This window comes from Paenibacillus sp. Negev47 (assembly GCF_058313655.1).
Genome location: NZ_CM177754.1, coordinates 2,471,102 through 2,487,464, shown reverse-complemented (window position 1 = coordinate 2,487,464; position 16,363 = coordinate 2,471,102). Strand labels below are relative to the sequence as shown.

The 16,363-nt window shown below is 46.3% G+C and carries 13 protein-coding genes; 4 read left to right on the top strand and 9 right to left on the bottom strand.

The annotated features are described in order from the left end of the window. Positions 1 to 126: 126 nt before the first annotated feature. The 6 genes from AC4G47_RS11440 to AC4G47_RS11415 form a co-directional block, all read right to left on the bottom strand. A complete protein-coding gene (locus AC4G47_RS11440) occupies positions 127 to 1,125 on the bottom strand; it encodes a sensor histidine kinase (RefSeq protein ID WP_491106055.1) in 999 nt (332 codons plus the stop codon). After that, a complete protein-coding gene (locus tag AC4G47_RS11435; protein ID WP_458123014.1) occupies positions 1,122 to 1,835 on the bottom strand; it encodes a response regulator transcription factor in 714 nt (237 codons plus the stop codon). The genes AC4G47_RS11440 and AC4G47_RS11435 overlap by 4 nt, the downstream gene beginning before the upstream one ends. 83 nt (positions 1,836 to 1,918) lie before the next feature. Further along, on the bottom strand, positions 1,919 to 2,893 hold the full coding sequence (locus AC4G47_RS11430) for a diacylglycerol kinase catalytic domain-containing protein (protein ID WP_458127286.1): 975 nt from the start codon (positions 2,891 to 2,893) through the stop codon (positions 1,919 to 1,921). A 62-nt stretch (positions 2,894 to 2,955) separates the two neighbouring features. Next, complete coding sequence (locus tag AC4G47_RS11425) at positions 2,956 to 3,999, bottom strand: SPFH domain-containing protein (protein ID WP_458123015.1); 1,044 nt, start codon at positions 3,997 to 3,999, stop codon at positions 2,956 to 2,958. A gap of 201 nt (positions 4,000 to 4,200) precedes the next feature. Continuing rightward, the gene (locus AC4G47_RS11420; RefSeq protein WP_491106054.1) at positions 4,201 to 8,571 is read right to left on the bottom strand and encodes a glycosyl hydrolase 53 family protein; all 4,371 of its coding nucleotides are present in this window, start codon (positions 8,569 to 8,571) and stop codon (positions 4,201 to 4,203) included. A gap of 256 nt (positions 8,572 to 8,827) precedes the next feature. After that, the gene (locus tag AC4G47_RS11415) at positions 8,828 to 9,544 is read right to left on the bottom strand and encodes a YceI family protein (protein WP_491106053.1); all 717 of its coding nucleotides are present in this window, start codon (positions 9,542 to 9,544) and stop codon (positions 8,828 to 8,830) included. 193 nt (positions 9,545 to 9,737) lie between these two features. On the opposite strand from AC4G47_RS11415, the gene AC4G47_RS11410 reads away from it, so the two are divergent. Then, positions 9,738 to 10,424, top strand: a complete 687-nt coding sequence (locus AC4G47_RS11410; RefSeq protein ID WP_491106052.1) for a response regulator transcription factor — start codon at positions 9,738 to 9,740, stop codon at positions 10,422 to 10,424. After that, positions 10,409 to 11,875: a HAMP domain-containing sensor histidine kinase gene (locus AC4G47_RS11405; RefSeq protein WP_491106051.1), complete on the top strand. Its 1,467-nt coding sequence runs from the start codon at positions 10,409 to 10,411 to the stop codon at positions 11,873 to 11,875. The genes AC4G47_RS11410 and AC4G47_RS11405 overlap by 16 nt, the downstream gene beginning before the upstream one ends. Before the next feature lie 96 nt (positions 11,876 to 11,971). Here AC4G47_RS11405 and AC4G47_RS11400 read toward each other — a convergent pair whose 3' ends face one another. After that, on the bottom strand, positions 11,972 to 12,784 hold the full coding sequence (locus AC4G47_RS11400) for an AAA family ATPase (protein WP_458123020.1): 813 nt from the start codon (positions 12,782 to 12,784) through the stop codon (positions 11,972 to 11,974). Positions 12,785 to 13,097: 313 nt separating this feature from the next. Here AC4G47_RS11400 and AC4G47_RS11395 point away from each other — a divergent pair, with 313 nt between their 5' ends. Continuing rightward, positions 13,098 to 13,253 carry a DUF1540 domain-containing protein gene (locus AC4G47_RS11395; RefSeq protein ID WP_458123021.1) on the top strand — a complete coding sequence of 52 codons (156 nt, stop codon included), beginning with the start codon at positions 13,098 to 13,100 and terminating at the stop codon, positions 13,251 to 13,253. Positions 13,254 to 13,455: 202 nt separating this feature from the next. Further along, complete coding sequence (locus tag AC4G47_RS11390; RefSeq protein WP_491106050.1) at positions 13,456 to 14,913, top strand: 4-hydroxyphenylacetate 3-hydroxylase N-terminal domain-containing protein; 1,458 nt, start codon at positions 13,456 to 13,458, stop codon at positions 14,911 to 14,913. 24 nt (positions 14,914 to 14,937) lie between these two features. On the opposite strand, the gene AC4G47_RS11385 is transcribed toward AC4G47_RS11390, so the two are convergent. Further along, complete coding sequence (locus AC4G47_RS11385; protein ID WP_336764461.1) at positions 14,938 to 15,504, bottom strand: nitroreductase family protein; 567 nt, start codon at positions 15,502 to 15,504, stop codon at positions 14,938 to 14,940. Positions 15,505 to 15,556: 52 nt separating this feature from the next. Further along, positions 15,557 to 16,363, bottom strand: coding sequence for a hypothetical protein (locus AC4G47_RS11380; RefSeq protein WP_491106049.1), 807 nt, complete (start codon positions 16,361 to 16,363; stop codon positions 15,557 to 15,559).

The following is a 16,363-nucleotide window of genomic DNA, read 5'->3' as shown; positions in this document are numbered from 1 at the left end:
ACCTCCCGTAACGGTGCTATCGAATTACCTTAAAGTTCCCTTACAGCCCGTTTAAGGTTCTGTTCCCCTGCCTCCACCACTTTCTATACATTAAAAAAAGCACCTCGCCCATGGGCAAAGCGCTCTTTACTTCGGATATTTCGAGTGAACCCAGCTGAATCTGACCAACGTTCCCTCATTTGGCTCCGAAAACAACTCCACACGGTTATCCAGTCGGGCACTAATCTCACGGACCAGATATAAACCCATTCCCGTAGATTCGTGGTATTGCCTGCCCCGTTCGCCTGTGAAATAGGGATTGAACACACGATGAATATCTTCGGACGAGATACCGATCCCCTCATCCTGAATGTCCAGGATGGTATGTTCATCCTGTTTATAGCCTGTAATGATCACTTTTTTGCCAGATTTACTATCGGAATAGTTCACGGCGTTGGTCAAGATCTGGGTGAACATGAACCGCAACCACTTGGAGTCACTATATATCTGAAGATCGCTTTCCATCCGGATATCTGGCGTAATGCCTCTGCGAATAAATAAACGTCGGTTCTCCGCTATACTGCTCCGAAGCACCTCATGCAAGGACAAAAACTCCACCCGAAAATCACCTTCGAACTGTTCGAGCCTTGATGAATGCAAGACCATTTCAAGTCCTTTGCGCATTTTATCCAACTCATCCTGAATACTGCCCGCCGTCTCATCGTCCACATCCTCCAGGGTGAGTTGGATGATGGACAACGGTGTCTTCATCTGATGAACCCAGCGATTCATGAATACCACCTGTTGTTCCTTGCTAGTACGTAATTGACCCATCTCATTCTGCCGATTACGCTCCAGTTCATGTAATAATTCCTGGATCGCTTCTGCAACGACCGAATTTCCAAGCGTTTGGAAAGGCTCGTTAACGAGTTTACGTGGTTGTTCAAGTAGAAGATAATATGCTCGCAGCTGGAAGTAACGTATGAACAGATAGACCATCAACACTGCGGTACTGATTAACATGCCATAGAGGACAATCTTCATCGGGCGGCCCTCACCAGAGAGCCAGTAGACACACGGAACCAACAGCATCTGTAACACATAAAATCCGACTAACATCAGGTGGTCTTTCAGGAAAAGTCTCATTTGCCTTTCCCCTGTGAGGATAAGTCCAGTTCCAATACGCGATAACCCGCTCCGCGAACCGTCTCCAAAATCTCTTCTGCACCCAACTCCTTCAACTTCCGACGAACACGTGTAATATAGACATTCAACGTATTATCATCAATAAAATGCTGATCTTCCCACATCTGTTCAAGCAATTTTTCCCGGCTGACAACTCGCCCTGCCTTCGCCATTAGTGCTTCCACCAGTATCGCTTCCTTCTGTGTCAGCTCTGTTGAACGTTCATCATACTCCAGTACGAATCGCTCAGGATAGAGGATCATGGGACCATTCTTCACTGTCACTTCCTGCTGAACAGCAGCGTAAGAACCATAGGCTCTGCGTAGCTGACTACGGACTTTGGCAAGGACAACTTCATATTGAAAAGGTTTCGTAATATAATCATCCGCTCCATGTTCCAACGCCATAATCTGATCCATACCACTATCCCGAGCCGATATGAATAAAATGGGACATATGGAATGTGTGCGTATCTGCCTGCACCAGTAGTATCCATCATATTGAGGCAAATTCACGTCCATCAGCACAAGGTCCGGCTTCACTTTCACAAATTCATCCAGTACATGACGAAAATCATCCGTGACCTGTACCTGAAATCCATTTCGTGTCAGATAAGCCGCCAGCAATCCAGCTAGCTTGGCATCATCTTCAACCAACAATATCGACTGCATCGTTAACCCTCTTTCCGTTTCCTGACGTCAGTGTATCACATCTAGTTACCCATTCTAGTCGGAAACGGCTTGAAAATAAAGGGTCAGACCACGAGACGCCCCCTCTTCTCTGCCAACCCAATGATAGCTTCCACCCCTGAATTAAACTCAAGAAAGTCCTGCTCTACCCCGTCGCTGAAAATAACACCATCCTCCGGCATCTGGGATACAATGTGCAATGGTTGCTTTGAATGAATCTGTCCAAAGACGAGATTGGCCGCTGTCGTCCGGCTCGGGAACGGTTCACGTACTGAAAAATATAAGTAAGGCGCATCCCAGTTAAAATGATTCAGCTCCTGCCTGCTTCCATGAATGGATGCGGATACTGTAGCAACCTCAGCTTCGGAATTCATGTTCTGCCATGCCGCCGATCCAACAATCCCGGTGGCTCCCGCCAGCACACTTTTGAACCAGCCTGTCGATCCCATGCCTGTAGATACAATAATACCACTGGAGGATTGTTGTTCTGCGGATGCACCCAAACGCACTTCATAACGTGCCGATACATGCGTCTTCCGACCAATGAACAGATCATTGACACCATATAGATACTGTCCATCATTTAGTTCCACTTTGGCGAGAGTGACTTCTTTCAATGTTCGTTGCTTTCGAATGACATCAGGAACAATGAGGCTCAGATCTTCCACGGTAAAAGGTAATAACACCCCGTCCCAACGCATCGGGTCCGGATTCACACCGATGAGCGGCTGCTCGGTCACATATTTGAGGGTATTGGCTACAAGTCCATCCTGTCCAACCACAACCACGATATCCTGCTCTCCAAAAATGAAGTTGGGCACATGTTCCCGATCAATCGTCTGAACGCGGCCCAATTGTCCCAGCTGCTGCTGTGCCTGCTGCACGGAGTGTCGATAACGACGGTCTTCCTCCATATAATCACTGAAATCTGCGCCCAGACGTTCAATATAGAACTGGGCTTGCTGCACCGTGTTATATCGTACCACCAGCTCCTCCAGTCTGGTCCGGCGCTTCACCAGAATCAGCTTGTGTTCAGTCATTCGATCGTCCGCTGCAGCCTGCTGACGTACCGATTTCTCTGCTTGTTCTTTTCTTCCCAATCTCATCTTGCTCGACCTCCCTGATCTCTGCCCGGCGTAGGAGACATCAATCCCTGCAACAGATCCGGCGAGATATTAAGCTGTCCAATCTTGCCTGCATTTCCAGCCAGTTCCTGGAACGCGAGTGCGATCAGCTTATCAGAATTCATGCCCATGTTTGCCATCGCTTGCAGTACATTCGGCTGTACATTTTGCAATGAATTCATCACGGCAGCAATCTCATAGGCTTTGGCATCCGCTTCAGCATTATGATTGGCAATGGTTAACTCAATCAGTTGCTGCTTACGTTCCTCCATCGCTGTATTGAACTGAAGCTGCTCCTGCTCCATCTCGTTTTGTTTCTGTTTCACCGAGCGTTCTGTCTGCAATTGGGTCTCACGAATCTGCTGTTTCTTCGTCTCCACGGCAATTTCGGTGTTCAGTTCGTTCTCTTTCACTCGGCGTTCCTGTTCAATGGATGCATTGCGACGCACATAGAGCGCTTCGTCTGCCTGACGCAAAATCTCTTCCCGCGCTTGTGCTTCCAATGCACGCATCGTCTCTTTATTAGGCAGAATGGCCAGTATCGATAGACTCATCAGCTCAACGCCCAGTTTCTCCAATTCTTCACTTTGCACGACTTCTCGTTTCATGCTGCTCACCAGCCGTTCACTGGATTGAATAGCTTCTTTCAGTGGCATTTGTTCCAGATGTTTCTTGGTCAGTACTTTGGCTATGGTGATAACCCGTTGATCCAGCTTGCCGGGGTCGTCGGAGATATACCGATTCTTGCGCAAATTGTACGTGTAATTCAGGCTCTGCGTTATTTTCAGGTAATCCACAATGCGATAGCTTAGCTGCCCTTGCACAGTAACCGTCTGATAATCCGCCGTAATCTCTTCAAACATGAATGGTACATCCACCGAGGACACGGGTAGAACCACTACCGATGTGGTCGGCTCATAATAATAGAAGGACAATCCCACACCTTGACGTTGTACCTCACCATTTTTCACCTTCATTACATACTCACTGGGTTGAAATTTCGCGAATCGGAATCCAAACATGGATCATTCCCCATTTCTTAATATTGTCGTTTTGATATTATCGAAATGATAACAAATGAAATCGATATTGTCAATACGACATTAACAAATTGTTCATATGCCTATTTAAAGAAAGCGAATTCGTCTTAACCTCTTTTCTTATACAAAAAAATAAAGAGATCGAATCATTTGATCCGATCTCTTTACCTGCTTCGTTATATTCTAATACAACTTTTCCATCAGTCTTGCGACTGCAACAGCACCCTGTGCACGGTTCGCTGTTTCTTTCGGGGCAAACGTACCATCAGGCATGCCGTTCAACAATCCAAGTTGTTGCATCGAGGCTACTGCTTCTTTCGCATATCCGGCGATCTCGGCGTTGTCTACAAACACCGTATTTCCTAGTGCAGAATTGGACGCATCCAGATCACGCTGCACAACCTGCAGAGCCCGATTCAGCATAACAGCCATATCTTCTCGTGAAATACGTTCATTGGCTCCAAAGCTTCCGTCTGCTCGGCCTTGAATAATGTTCATTTCAATTCCTAGTCGTACTGATTCGGCATACCACTGACCTTTCTTCACATCCGTTGGTGTTGAAATCGATGGATCAGCTTGGCGTTCATCACCGATAGCTTTAATAATCATTTGCAAAAATTGTGCTCTGGTCAGTTCACCTTGCGGGGCAAAACGGGTTGCGCTCATCCCCGAAATAACCCCTTTACCATAGAGGTTCTGCACCTCTTGGATTGCCCAATTGTGATTTTGCAAATCATTTAATGGCACGTCAACTTCCGCAATGACATAACTGCCGGATTCCAGAGGTTTGAACGCCATGGTTTTAGTCTTGTCATCGTACTTCGAGTACGTAGCAGGTTTCATTTCCCCGCTTGGAGATACGGAATGCACGACCATAACGACATCATTCTTCTTAGGTTGTTCCACATTGGATAGCACAACTTCAACCGCTCTGTTCGTCCATTGCAATGGCTTATTGTTCATCATCAAATTCACATCAACAATAGAATGATCACCAATCGCTGCTTTTTGCGATACAGATAGCATGTCTGTCGATCCTTTTGCCACTACGATGTCGAACGTTCCAGCAGTCTCCGCAGTGGTTAGCGGGAGTGATTTCAGAGGAACACGAACGGTAGTCTGTCCTACGACTACATCCAGCGATTGCACTTCCTCGGAACGAACCCATGCTGCCAATTGACTTACAGCCAATTGGAATGTGACTTTCTTGGCTGTGTCAGGCACATCTGCAATCAGCTTCAATGAACGACTTCTTTCGTCCATGGATTGCAGTGCCTGGGTTAATTGGGATGCAACTGGACGAATGGAATACTGCTCATCCCCGGCTGTTGTTCCTTTTAACGTGAACGAACCCTTCTCTGGTGCAGCACCCGATCCAACTGGTGGGGTTACATCCGGATTCCCCGGCGTTGGAGCTGTTTCCGGGTTGGAAGGTTGTGATGGTACACTTGGTTGTGATGGCTGGCCAGGGCCAGGTGTTACATCTTGACGCACAAGCTTACTCACAGCATCTTGTAACGCACGATCCGCCTTGCTTATGTCTTGCGTTGAAGATTCTACATCTTGAATGAATGCCTTCGCTTCAGAAAGCGCCTTACTGAATACATTCCAGCTTAAAGTCGTGTATTCGGTCTGCTTTAACTTCTCAGCGGCATCTACCGTAGCTTGCAGTGCAGATTTGTCCGCCGGGAACGTACCATAGGCTTCAAAATCCATAAATCCTACCCATTCTGGACCTTCTGTAATCGTTACAAGAATATAACGCGCTTCTGTATTATTCAAAAACACATGTCTTGGCGCTGTTGAAACAACAACGTCGCTTGTGGTATCGACCACTTTCACAAAATTTTTGTTATCATTGGACACTTCGATCGTGTATTTGATTCCGCCACTCCACATTGACATTTCGATCTTACGGAGGTTAGCAACCTGTCCCAAATCCACTTGCCACCAGCTACCCTTACTCTGGTCTGTTCCCCATGAACTGTTGGGATTGCTGTCAATTGCTCCTTCTGGGGAGTTGGGTTGATTGTCCCCCGTACCTGCACTTGTTGAAGCCGTCGCCGTCTTATCTGTAGTTAATGCTTGTAACTGAACGAGACTCTGATTGGCTTGTTGCAGTGCTTCGTGCGCTTGATTCACCTCAGCTTGTACTGCATTTTGATTATCTCTCACTGTGATTGCATTCCCTAATGCATCTATTAATGTTTGCCAGCTACGATGAGTATACGAAGATTCATTTTGCTGTTGCGTCTCACCGATAAGCAGAGCCAATTTAGTTTTATCTACATCCGATAATCCGCTTATCGCATCCTGCAACCGTTTCTCAGCAGCATTCACTTCAGTCTGGGTTGCTCTAGGATCTGTCATAACCTTATCTGCATTAGCAAGAGCCTTGGCAAAAATATCCCAAGTTAATGCTGACCAATCCGACTCCTTGTATGTCTGAGCATCTGTCAGCTTGGATTGGAGAGCTTCCCGCTTCGCAGGGATCACATTCATTTGCAACATAACTTGTTCGAGCGTAGCTGTTGCAGAATTGGTGTCCGATTGCGTCACTCCAGTTGAAGTATACGCTTGGTCGTAGACATCCTCTGCTGCCTGAATCGCAGGAGCAAGTGAATTCCAACTCGCTTCTTCAAAATCTGGAGCTACCAACCTTTTTGCACGTGTAATTGCAGCCGCCAGATGCTGACGATCCGCAGGTAAATTTTCTAGCCCTCGCTTGTAGACATCCAGTGATGGCAAGGCGCGTCCTTCGTAGGAGTATCCACCATTCCCCGGAAATTCATCATAGTCGAACATGGCATGATTCTCCCATGCATCTCCCTCGGAAGCAATCCAGCCTACATCGGCTGCAATCCATGCGGGCTCCCAATAGAAGAAGCCTGCTCCGCGGTTTTCCGGCACATCAGCAATCATATCCATTATGCCAGCGATAGCATCATATTGACCTTCTACCGTTGCAGGGAATGTTGCTCCCCCAACATGAAGCGCTTCATCCGATCCAATGATATTACCGTGTGCATCCCCGTTTTTATACGAAAATGGATACGATGTCTCGGCAATGATCACGTCTTTTTCGAACTTGTCAGATACTTCATTCATCGTCTTCTGCACATCGGCAAATGTCCCATGCCAGAACGGATAATAGGATAGCCCGATGATATCGTAATCAAGCTTACGACTCTCTAGTTCACTAAAGTAGTCCTTAAACATTTGTGCTTTACCACCCTCAGCCAGATGGATCATAATCTGAACATGCTGGTCTTCTTCTTGGAGGGCACGCACAGCATCAACGCCTCGTTGTAACAATTCATAATTTTCCTGATGGTTTACCCTACTGTTGAATCCATTCAGCACACCGCTGTTGATTTCATTACCGATCTGAACCATATCAGGCATAGCGTCCGCAGCTTTCATCCCTCTTACAACTTCATACGTATAATCATATACAGCTTGTTTCAACTGTTCAAAAGTATAACCTTCCCAAGCTTTAGGACGAAGCTGCTGTCCCGGATGAGCCCACTCGTCAGAATAATGGAAATCAAGCAGCACTTTCATGCCTTTTGCTTTCACCCGTGCCGCTAGCTCAACTACATCCTCTTTATCGTTATAGCCACCGGATTTTTGTGGGTCATTCCATAGACGAAGGCGCACATAATTGACACCGCGATCCTTGAGGATATCAAGCAAGTCCCTCTCTGTGCCGTTACTATCGAGATACTTCCCTCCATTAGCCTCAATGGCCGTTAACGTGGAAATATCCACTCCTCTGACATAGTCTTCACGATATCCCTCAACCGTAACATTAGCTTCTGGTGGTGATATGGACGCACCATATACTGCACCCGTCACGGTAAAGCTGCCCGCATGTGCGTACTTTGAAGGGTCGATACTGTCCCATTCTACTGGAACCGAACCCGATTTTTCGTTCAGATACTGCGCTCTCACTTCTGCTGGCAGAACAGGAGCTACCCCAGCCAATGTTTTGACCTGAACTGAATCGTATCCGGTAATGTTTGCCGGATCATTGACTTCCTCTTCTCCCCAGACCTTAAGCTCGGATATCCCGGGCCACCAATTTGCTCCCGCATAGTACGGAATCGTGATCTTCACATACTGGACAGGTGTACTGGTCTGGAATTCTTCACTGGCAACACTCTGTTTTATTTCGTTAGTCGTTTGGTCCACAACAGTCGACCAGTTGTTACCATCATCAGAAACTTCAATCAGATATTTTACAACTTGGTCTTTGTCCTTCCAAGTCAATTCTGCTCCGGAAAGCTCATATGGCGCACCTAGGTCTATGGTCAACCAATGAGGATTGCTTTCAGAAGAAGGTGAGCTCGCACTCCAGTGAGTATTCACATCACCATCCACCGCCTTTTCTTTTTGCCCCCCATACAATAGATCTTCTTCACTTACCGTAACCGCCTTGTTAAGTGCCACGTTCACTTTCGCATCTTCTGCAGCCGCTGGACGAACCATCAAGCCCAGATCACAGAACAGCAACAACAATACCAGACACCCGCTTATGTACCTCTTGTTCACTCTTGATCTCCCCCTTTTTGTGTTTGATTGTGCATGGATCAATGAATGTTTTGACCTCCCTCATTGTAAGCGCTTAATAGCGATGGGTAACACGGCATTATCCAAAGGAAACAGCAGTTATTTTAACAATATGATCCTGTAAAAGTTACATTGGTGCTATAGCAATCACGCTATTTTGCAAGAAACACAAAAAAATCTGTTCGTCCGCCCTAAGGCAGAACAGAACAGATTTATAGATATATGATCGTTGTTACACTTATTTGGTGAGTTTCAATTCAAGTTGTACCTGGATATCATTTTCTGTCGAGAGCACAACGGAATGCGGGTTTTCCATTCCGAAATCTTCGAACGTTACCATTGATGTTGCCGACAACAACACTTCGTTATTCTCATAAGCGGCTTTCGCATCAAATGTCACTTCTTTTTCAACACCTCTAACCGTAATGGTACCATTCATTTTAATATCAACCGTTTGACCGACAGGCCACTCCGTAGGTACACCTTCAAATGAAGTCGCTGTAAATGTTGCCTGTGGATATGTCGCAATGTCGAAGAAGTCGGCTTGCTTCACGTGACCATCACGCTGTCCATTTCCGGAATCAATCCCGTCCATCTCGATCTGTCCTTCAGCTTTCATCTGAGAAGCATCGTCTACATTAATTGTCCAATTACCTGTAACCTGCTCGTCCACAAAATTAACGGTCTCCTGCGATGTGGTTACGGAGAAGTATACTTTGGAACCTTCGCTGATGCTCCAGTCTCCATTCAATTGCTCTGCTCCCGCAGTTTCATTTGCTACAACCGCTCCTGTGCTATCTACTGCTGTTGTGGAAGTCGCTGTGCTGGCGGGAAGGACCTGCTCAATCTCAACGTTGTTCCCCAAGTAACTATTGGTGAGGTAGTAACCACCCCCACCGATTAAGGCAACCGCCGCCACACCTGTAATAAGCCATGCTTTTGCTTTCTTGTTCATCTGTATGTTTCCTCCAGTATATTATGGTTTAGATTGCTTGTTGATATGGATCATATCAACCGAATGTGTCAGGAAGAAGTCAAGATACGACAAGTTCCTGATTTTTTCTAAACCCGAATACAGGATTGGCTTTATGCTCTTGCTCATGTAAAATCAGTACACAAGCTTCTGAAATGAAAGGAGATCGCTTTTCTTGAAATCCATACTCATCGTCGAGGATGAGCAAGCTATTGCACGAGTACTGGCTGCTTATCTGAGAAGAGCAGAATTTGAAGTTCATCATGCAGCAGATGGACCAACTGCACTTACCCTTTTCGATTCCGTAACACCTTCCCTTGTATTACTTGATGTGATGCTGCCAGGAATGGACGGATGGGATCTGCTGCGGATTATTCGTGAAAAAAGTGCTTGTCCCGTGATTATGCTAACCGCACTGGATGACATTTCAGACCGTCTCAACGGACTGAATGCCGGTGCTGACGATTATATGAGCAAACCTTTTGTACCGGAAGAAGTGGTCGCCAGAGTTAATGCTGTGTTGCGCCGTAATCCACATTGGTCCACAGGTGGTGAAGAGAAGCGTTCCTTTGGCAATCTCGTCATTGACCTTGCGGCCAAACAGGTGCTGTTGAACGGTGCAGAGGTTGCACTCACACCTCGCGACCTGTCGTTACTGCTATTCCTGTCCGATTATCCGAATCGGACATTTACCAGGGATCATCTTATTGAACAGGTATGGGGAATGGATTATGACGGCAGTGATCGTGCTGTGGATTTATCGATTAAACGACTGCGCCAAGCCCTCTCCCACTGGTTGCCCGAAACAGGAGAAATTCGGACGTTACGAGGAATGGGGTATCAATTTTGGATCGCCAACTGAAACCAAAGAAACCCAAACGAACCATATCCATTCTGTCACACTGGACACTGCGATATTTTCTGATTTTGTGTATTGGTTTCACGATTATTGTGGCAGGGGCACTCTACTGGATTCGAACAACATCTATTGAGAAAAGTCTAAAAACCGCAGAACTGCTTGGTCTGGAGATCGCAGATCAAGTCACTAGTAAAAACAATATGCTTCGGGTTCCACCCGATCTTGACAGACTGGTAACCAAACGCGAGAAACTATTCAATACAGATCATTATTTTTGTGTCATGATTTTGGACAACAACAATCAATTGATTTTTTCCCAGCCTAAAATGGAGCAAAAAGATGTGCATTATCGACTGTCAGATGACTATCGTGAACCGCGAAACAACAAATATGCGGGCGTAACGGTCAACATATCCGAAGGCGATCAAACTTTGGGCAAAGTGTGGGTCATGCAGTCCAAGCAATCCATTACATTTGGTCCAGAGACCATATGGCTTGTTGCTCTAATCCTGGGAGGATTAATCCTCTGTGGATGGTTTACAATCTATCTCCTCTCCAGTAAGTTATCCAGACCGATTCGTCAGGTCGCCTATGCGGCTGAGCAGATTCGAGGTGGTAATTATGATGTGAGTCTTGATTTGAATACACGAGAACGTGAGATCAACGAACTTGTAAATTCATTCCGCGATATGGCCACACGTCTTCAACAACTCGAAGAGTGGCGTACACTTTCGCTGGCAGGGGTAAGTCATGAACTCAAGACACCGGTAACTTCCATCAAGGGGCTCGTTATGGCGGTACGTGACGATGTCGTGAGTCCACAGGAAGGAAAAGAATTTTTGGATATCGCTTTGAAAGAATCCGAACGTATGGAGCGTATGGTCGCAGATCTGCTTGACTATAATGCAATGGCTGCAGGAAGTGTTGCCGTTCGCAAGGAACGAACGGATCTGAAGCTGTTGGTCGGTGAGATCATCTATCAGTGGAAGATTGCATATGAGGACAAAATGCCAGAGGTTCAGCTGCACTCCCCTCCCGTTACGTTTTTCACCATGGGGGATGCTCTCCGCATTCAGCAGATCATTGTCAATTTGCTCAATAACGCACTTCATGCCACAGCTCCTGAACAAAAGGCTGTCTTCGATATTTATCTGCGCGCAGAAGTACAGATGCTGTACGTTGATGTCAAGGACAACGGTACTGGCATCGCGGCCGAAGACCAACCTAAGATCTTCGAACGCTTCTATCGTGGAGAGCTCAAAAAACGCCGTAACCGTGGCCTGGGTCTGGGATTAACATATAGTCGACTACTCGCTCAGGAACAAGGCGGTGAACTGACACTTGTCTCCAGCAGCCCGGAAGGGAGCACGTTCAGATTAAGTCTGCCACGCTGGACTGCGACGCAAGAAGCCATGACTACAGAAAAGGCATACGGAGCAGCCGTTAAAGTGTAACGCACCACGCTAACATGCCAAATAGCCCTCGACTCCACTCAGGAGACTGGGCTATTTCATGTTTGTTCTTTGTTGTTTTATCCAGAATGGAAGCGCTCAACACTCTAATACACGTGGCCTGTATTCATCGTACGCATCTGAGATCAATTGCTTATGGAGCACACTGCTGGCGATGATCGCTTTCCGCTTTGCTTTCAGAACAATCTGCTCTATATCCGCATAACTGCACCCTGCCAAGCGTTCACATATGTACTCTTCCATCTGACTCTCCTGCTCAAATGCCCCCACCAACTTGCTGATATACAATCTGCGGCTTGAATCATCAGGCATACCGTAGGTCATCTTGGTATCGAAACGTCGCCATATGGCGTGATCCAGTTGGGTTTCCAGATTCGTAGCAGCCACCAGAATACTGTCTCCATCGAATTCGTCCAAACATTGCAACAACGTATTGACGACACGTGCCATCTCTTTCACCTCATCATTGCTCTCACGTGTACGGCCTATGGCATCAAATTCATCCAAGAATAGTACACAGGGGTTAATTCGTGCATATTCGAATAACTTGCGTACATTACTTCCGGTCTCCCCAAGATGGCTATGAATGATTGCATCTAACCTCACGAGTACCAATGGCATATCAAGGCGCTCAGCCAGATGTGATGCAGTTAATGTTTTACCCGTCCCCGGAGGCCCGAACATGACCATCTTGTTGGGGATTGACACATCATGTTCTCTGAACTTCTCTTTCATACCCAGAATGGTTATGAATTCATTAATGATACGCTCATTTTCAGCGGAAAATACAATATGCTGGGCTTTGCGCCTACACTCTTTCGGTGTGTAAAAAGCAGCCATATCAATCCCTTTCGCTCGGGGAATCCGATTCATATGATTTATTTTGCTCATGTGTACACATGCTCCTTCATTTATGGTTTCGTTCTTTAATCGTAATTATTACTATTAAATAATAGCATACTGCTGCCTATTTGCAAAGATAACTACAGCAAAGGCACTATATTGCCCTAGAAGGTGGGGTATTTGGTTGCAAGCTTCAAGGAAATTTGCTATTCTAAATATGCATCGTTGTGTATAACGCAAAAAAGCCCTCTAAATTTCATGAGAGCATCAAAATTTTCCAGATATCGCAAGCGGCAACTTGCTATTTCCGGAATCTTTATACCAACGAATGTAATCCAAATTAAAAGTGAGGTTAACAATCATGGCAAAAGACGTATTGTGTGAAGTTAATTCCTGTCGTCACTGGGCTGATGAAAACAAATGTAACGCTTCTTCGATCTACATTGTAAGCAACATTTCCAACGATGAAGTTCGTCAATCTGCTGAAACAGACTGCAAAACTTTTGAAGTGAAATAAGAAATTGCATATGTTCCATTTAAAGGAGCCCTTACCGGTTCCTTTTTTCTTTGTCTATTGTAACAAGAATGATAATTATTATCAAGCCCTAATCTGCAAAAATCCTGCTCACCTCTTAAATGCACATTGGACAGATCACCCACGTACACTACGTAAGAAGTCAATCTGCCCATGAACGATTAGAACCAAGAGGTGAATAACAATGCCTGTTAAAAGTGGCACACAGTATCGCGAACGAATTAATGCCCAGTCCGTCCCCTGCTGGTATAAAGGTAAGCTTATTACTGGAAAACGCTCTGAACATGTTGCATTTGCTGGTTTGATGGAGACTCAGATGTACATGTATGATCTGCAATCTGATCCAACATTGGCAGAAACGATGACGTATGCCTCCCCGGTAGACGGCAAACCTGTGGGCATTTCCTTCCTGCCTCCTACCAGTGTCGACGACCTCCGTAAACGACGGGAAGGAATGAATGTCTGGGCGAATGTGCATCATGGCTTTCTTGGTCGTTCACCAGACTATATGAATACAGCCATTATGGCCTTTTACACAGGTGCAGATCTCCTGAACGAATTATCTCCCCAATATGCAGAAAATCTCAAAAATTATTATGTGTACTGCCGGGACCATGATATCACACTATCCCATGCTTTCATTCAGCCACACGCCAGCAAAATCTCAGGGCAAATGGACGCTACGGAGGATGCTATTGCTGCAAAGGTCGTAGATCGCACTGAGGAAGGCCTCATTATTAGCGGTGCATTCATGATGGCTACACAAGCTGCAACTTCAGATGAGATTTTTGTCTATCCTTCACCTTCGCCTGCCCCATTTGAAGATGAGAATCCATTTGCATTTTCCTTTGCTGTCCCGAATGATCTGCCTGGAATCAGTCTGGTATGTAGGGATACCTACGCAGACGAATCTCACACCAACTATCCCCTGAGTTCCAGATATGAAGAAATGGACAATATCGTCATCTTTGACCAGGTACTTGTTCCGCATGAACGAATATTTTTTGCAGGAAGTGAGGAGATGTCCTCCCGTCTCTTCAGTAGTAGTCATTTTCATATTCACGCAGGCCATCAGGTGTTGTGTCGTTATATTGCAAAGACGGAATTTGTTCTCGGTACACTCCAGCTTCTCACAGATACCCTGGATCTGAATACGGAAGCACATGTTGTCGAGAAAACAGCGCGTGTGTTCGCAGGTCTCGAAACGTTAAAAGCATTGGCCTTGGCCGCGGAGGCAGGTGCTATACCAGACGGGCGGGGATTTGTGTTACCTGCACCCAAACCATTGATGGCAGCCAATCTCCTTTTTCCGAGACTATATCCTGAAATGATTGAAATCCTGCAACTCTTGGGTTCGAGCGGGGTGATTATGGTCCCTCAGGAAGAAGAGTTTCATTCCAACATCGCTCCTTCACTGAATGTATATCTTAAAGGAAACGATATGGATTCTCACGAACGCAACGCTCTGTTCCGCCTGATCTGGGAGCTTGGGGCGGGTTCATTCGGGGGCAGACAGACCCAGTTCGAACGATTCTTTTTTGGCAATACCATTACGGTATCGAATCGACTGTTCTCCGCCTGCAATAAGGACCAGACGAATCGTCAGCTCGTTCGTGATTTTCTATCCAACACCAACAAATAAGAGAACTAACGGATCATTTTATGTTTATACCAGATGGTCATAGACCGTCATCAGTTCAGAGGCTGGTCGACTTGCATCCATATCCCGCAATGCAGGCTGGTCTCCGTAACCGATATGAAATACCCCGAGCACCTTCTCTTCACTAGTCAAGCCCATCAGATTCATAAACACAGGATGTTGTTGATAATCATTGATCTTCCAGACAGCATTCAAGCCCTGTTCCGCAGCCAGGATACTAAAGCGCTTGCTCCAGGCTTTGGCGGGTAGAAGATCATCCTCACGGGCATTGGTAGGTGCCACGACAACCAGGTGGGCAGGGATCGCTTCCGTGTATTGATATGTAGCCCAATCGCCGTAGCGATCGGCCAGATGGGGTGGATAGCTCTGTCTGACCGCTTCCAGATAAAGCTGCCGTCCTTCGCCTGCGAACAACATAAACCGCCAGGGTTCTGAACTCATGACATATAATGAAGGATCTGCATCATCAAGCAGCTTTCGTATGACCGACTGTGGGACTGGCAACGGACTGAATTCGCAAGCTCCTGTACGTCTTTTGCCGCTGCTTATATCTTGACTTAGACCGGTAGACATGGCAACATCCCCTCCTCTATCAGCATAATATATGGTTATCCTTCGACCGCCTTTACATCAACCATGTTTTCTTCGGTTCGGCGGCATCCGTTCTCCAGCGATTTACCTCTTCGTGTACCCGTGCTTTGTCACGCGTTGTAAACTGCTCCGATTCCACCACTTCTGCTTGCGGCATACTGTCTCGTATCAAACGAATATAATCCATGGAACGAATCAAAGATTGGCGTCCAGGGATGTATCTTATTTTGCGTCCTTCCAGCAAGCAATAAATCTCGATCATACCCGGTAATTGACCGAAGGCTTCCCAGCAGAATGCACTGACCATATGCTGAAATGCCTCAACCACATTCGGATCATGGACAACCATATATTTCTGAATAAGCAGTGAATCCCAGCCTTCTGGTTGCCAGGCCGCCTGAAATATCATTGATAAGTGCATGGATAATGAAGGCAACTCCGTTCTCCACTGTTCAAAAAGAATCGCTGGATGCTTCAGATCATCGTTCATTGCAACGGCGAGCGACAATTCATCCGTAATCTTGTTCTTTACATCCCAGTAATGGAGAACAGATTCGAAACCATTCGTCTTCTTGGGCCACCATTTCTCAAGTAAATACTGTATGGGTACCTCTTTGCGAACATCAGGGTCAAGACTGTAAAAAGCATTGACCGCATGACTGACCGCATACTGTACACGATGCCTCCATTGCAGAGGAGAATGCTGTTCAGGCGCCGGTTCAGGGCGGATGAACCGGTGTGGGCTGCGCAGCATCTCTTCCAATCTGTAATCCTCAAGCAGATGTCCAGGAAGGTCTTTCCTTCCAACCGGCATCGCCGCCTGAACATTATGTCTTATCAT

Bases quoted from the DNA above. Each gene is read 5' to 3' on its own strand.
- AC4G47_RS11385 (WP_336764461.1), bottom strand. From the start codon at position 15,504: ATGTCTACCGGTCTAAGTCAAGATATAAGCAGCGGCAAAAGACGTACA.
- AC4G47_RS11425 (WP_458123015.1), bottom strand. From the start codon at position 3,999: ATGTTTGGATTCCGATTCGCGAAATTTCAACCCAGTGAGTATGTAATG.
- AC4G47_RS11380 (WP_491106049.1), bottom strand. From the start codon at position 16,363: ATGATAAGACATAATGTTCAGGCGGCGATGCCGGTTGGAAGGAAAGAC.
- AC4G47_RS11430 (WP_458127286.1), bottom strand. From the start codon at position 2,893: ATGACTGAACACAAGCTGATTCTGGTGAAGCGCCGGACCAGACTGGAG.
- AC4G47_RS11415 (WP_491106053.1), bottom strand. From the start codon at position 9,544: ATGAACAAGAAAGCAAAAGCATGGCTTATTACAGGTGTGGCGGCGGTT.
- AC4G47_RS11435 (WP_458123014.1), bottom strand. From the start codon at position 1,835: ATGCAGTCGATATTGTTGGTTGAAGATGATGCCAAGCTAGCTGGATTG.
- AC4G47_RS11400 (WP_458123020.1), bottom strand. From the start codon at position 12,784: ATGAGCAAAATAAATCATATGAATCGGATTCCCCGAGCGAAAGGGATT.
- AC4G47_RS11390 (WP_491106050.1), top strand. From the start codon at position 13,456: ATGCCTGTTAAAAGTGGCACACAGTATCGCGAACGAATTAATGCCCAG.
- AC4G47_RS11395 (WP_458123021.1), top strand. From the start codon at position 13,098: ATGGCAAAAGACGTATTGTGTGAAGTTAATTCCTGTCGTCACTGGGCT.
- AC4G47_RS11440 (WP_491106055.1), bottom strand. From the start codon at position 1,125: ATGAGACTTTTCCTGAAAGACCACCTGATGTTAGTCGGATTTTATGTG.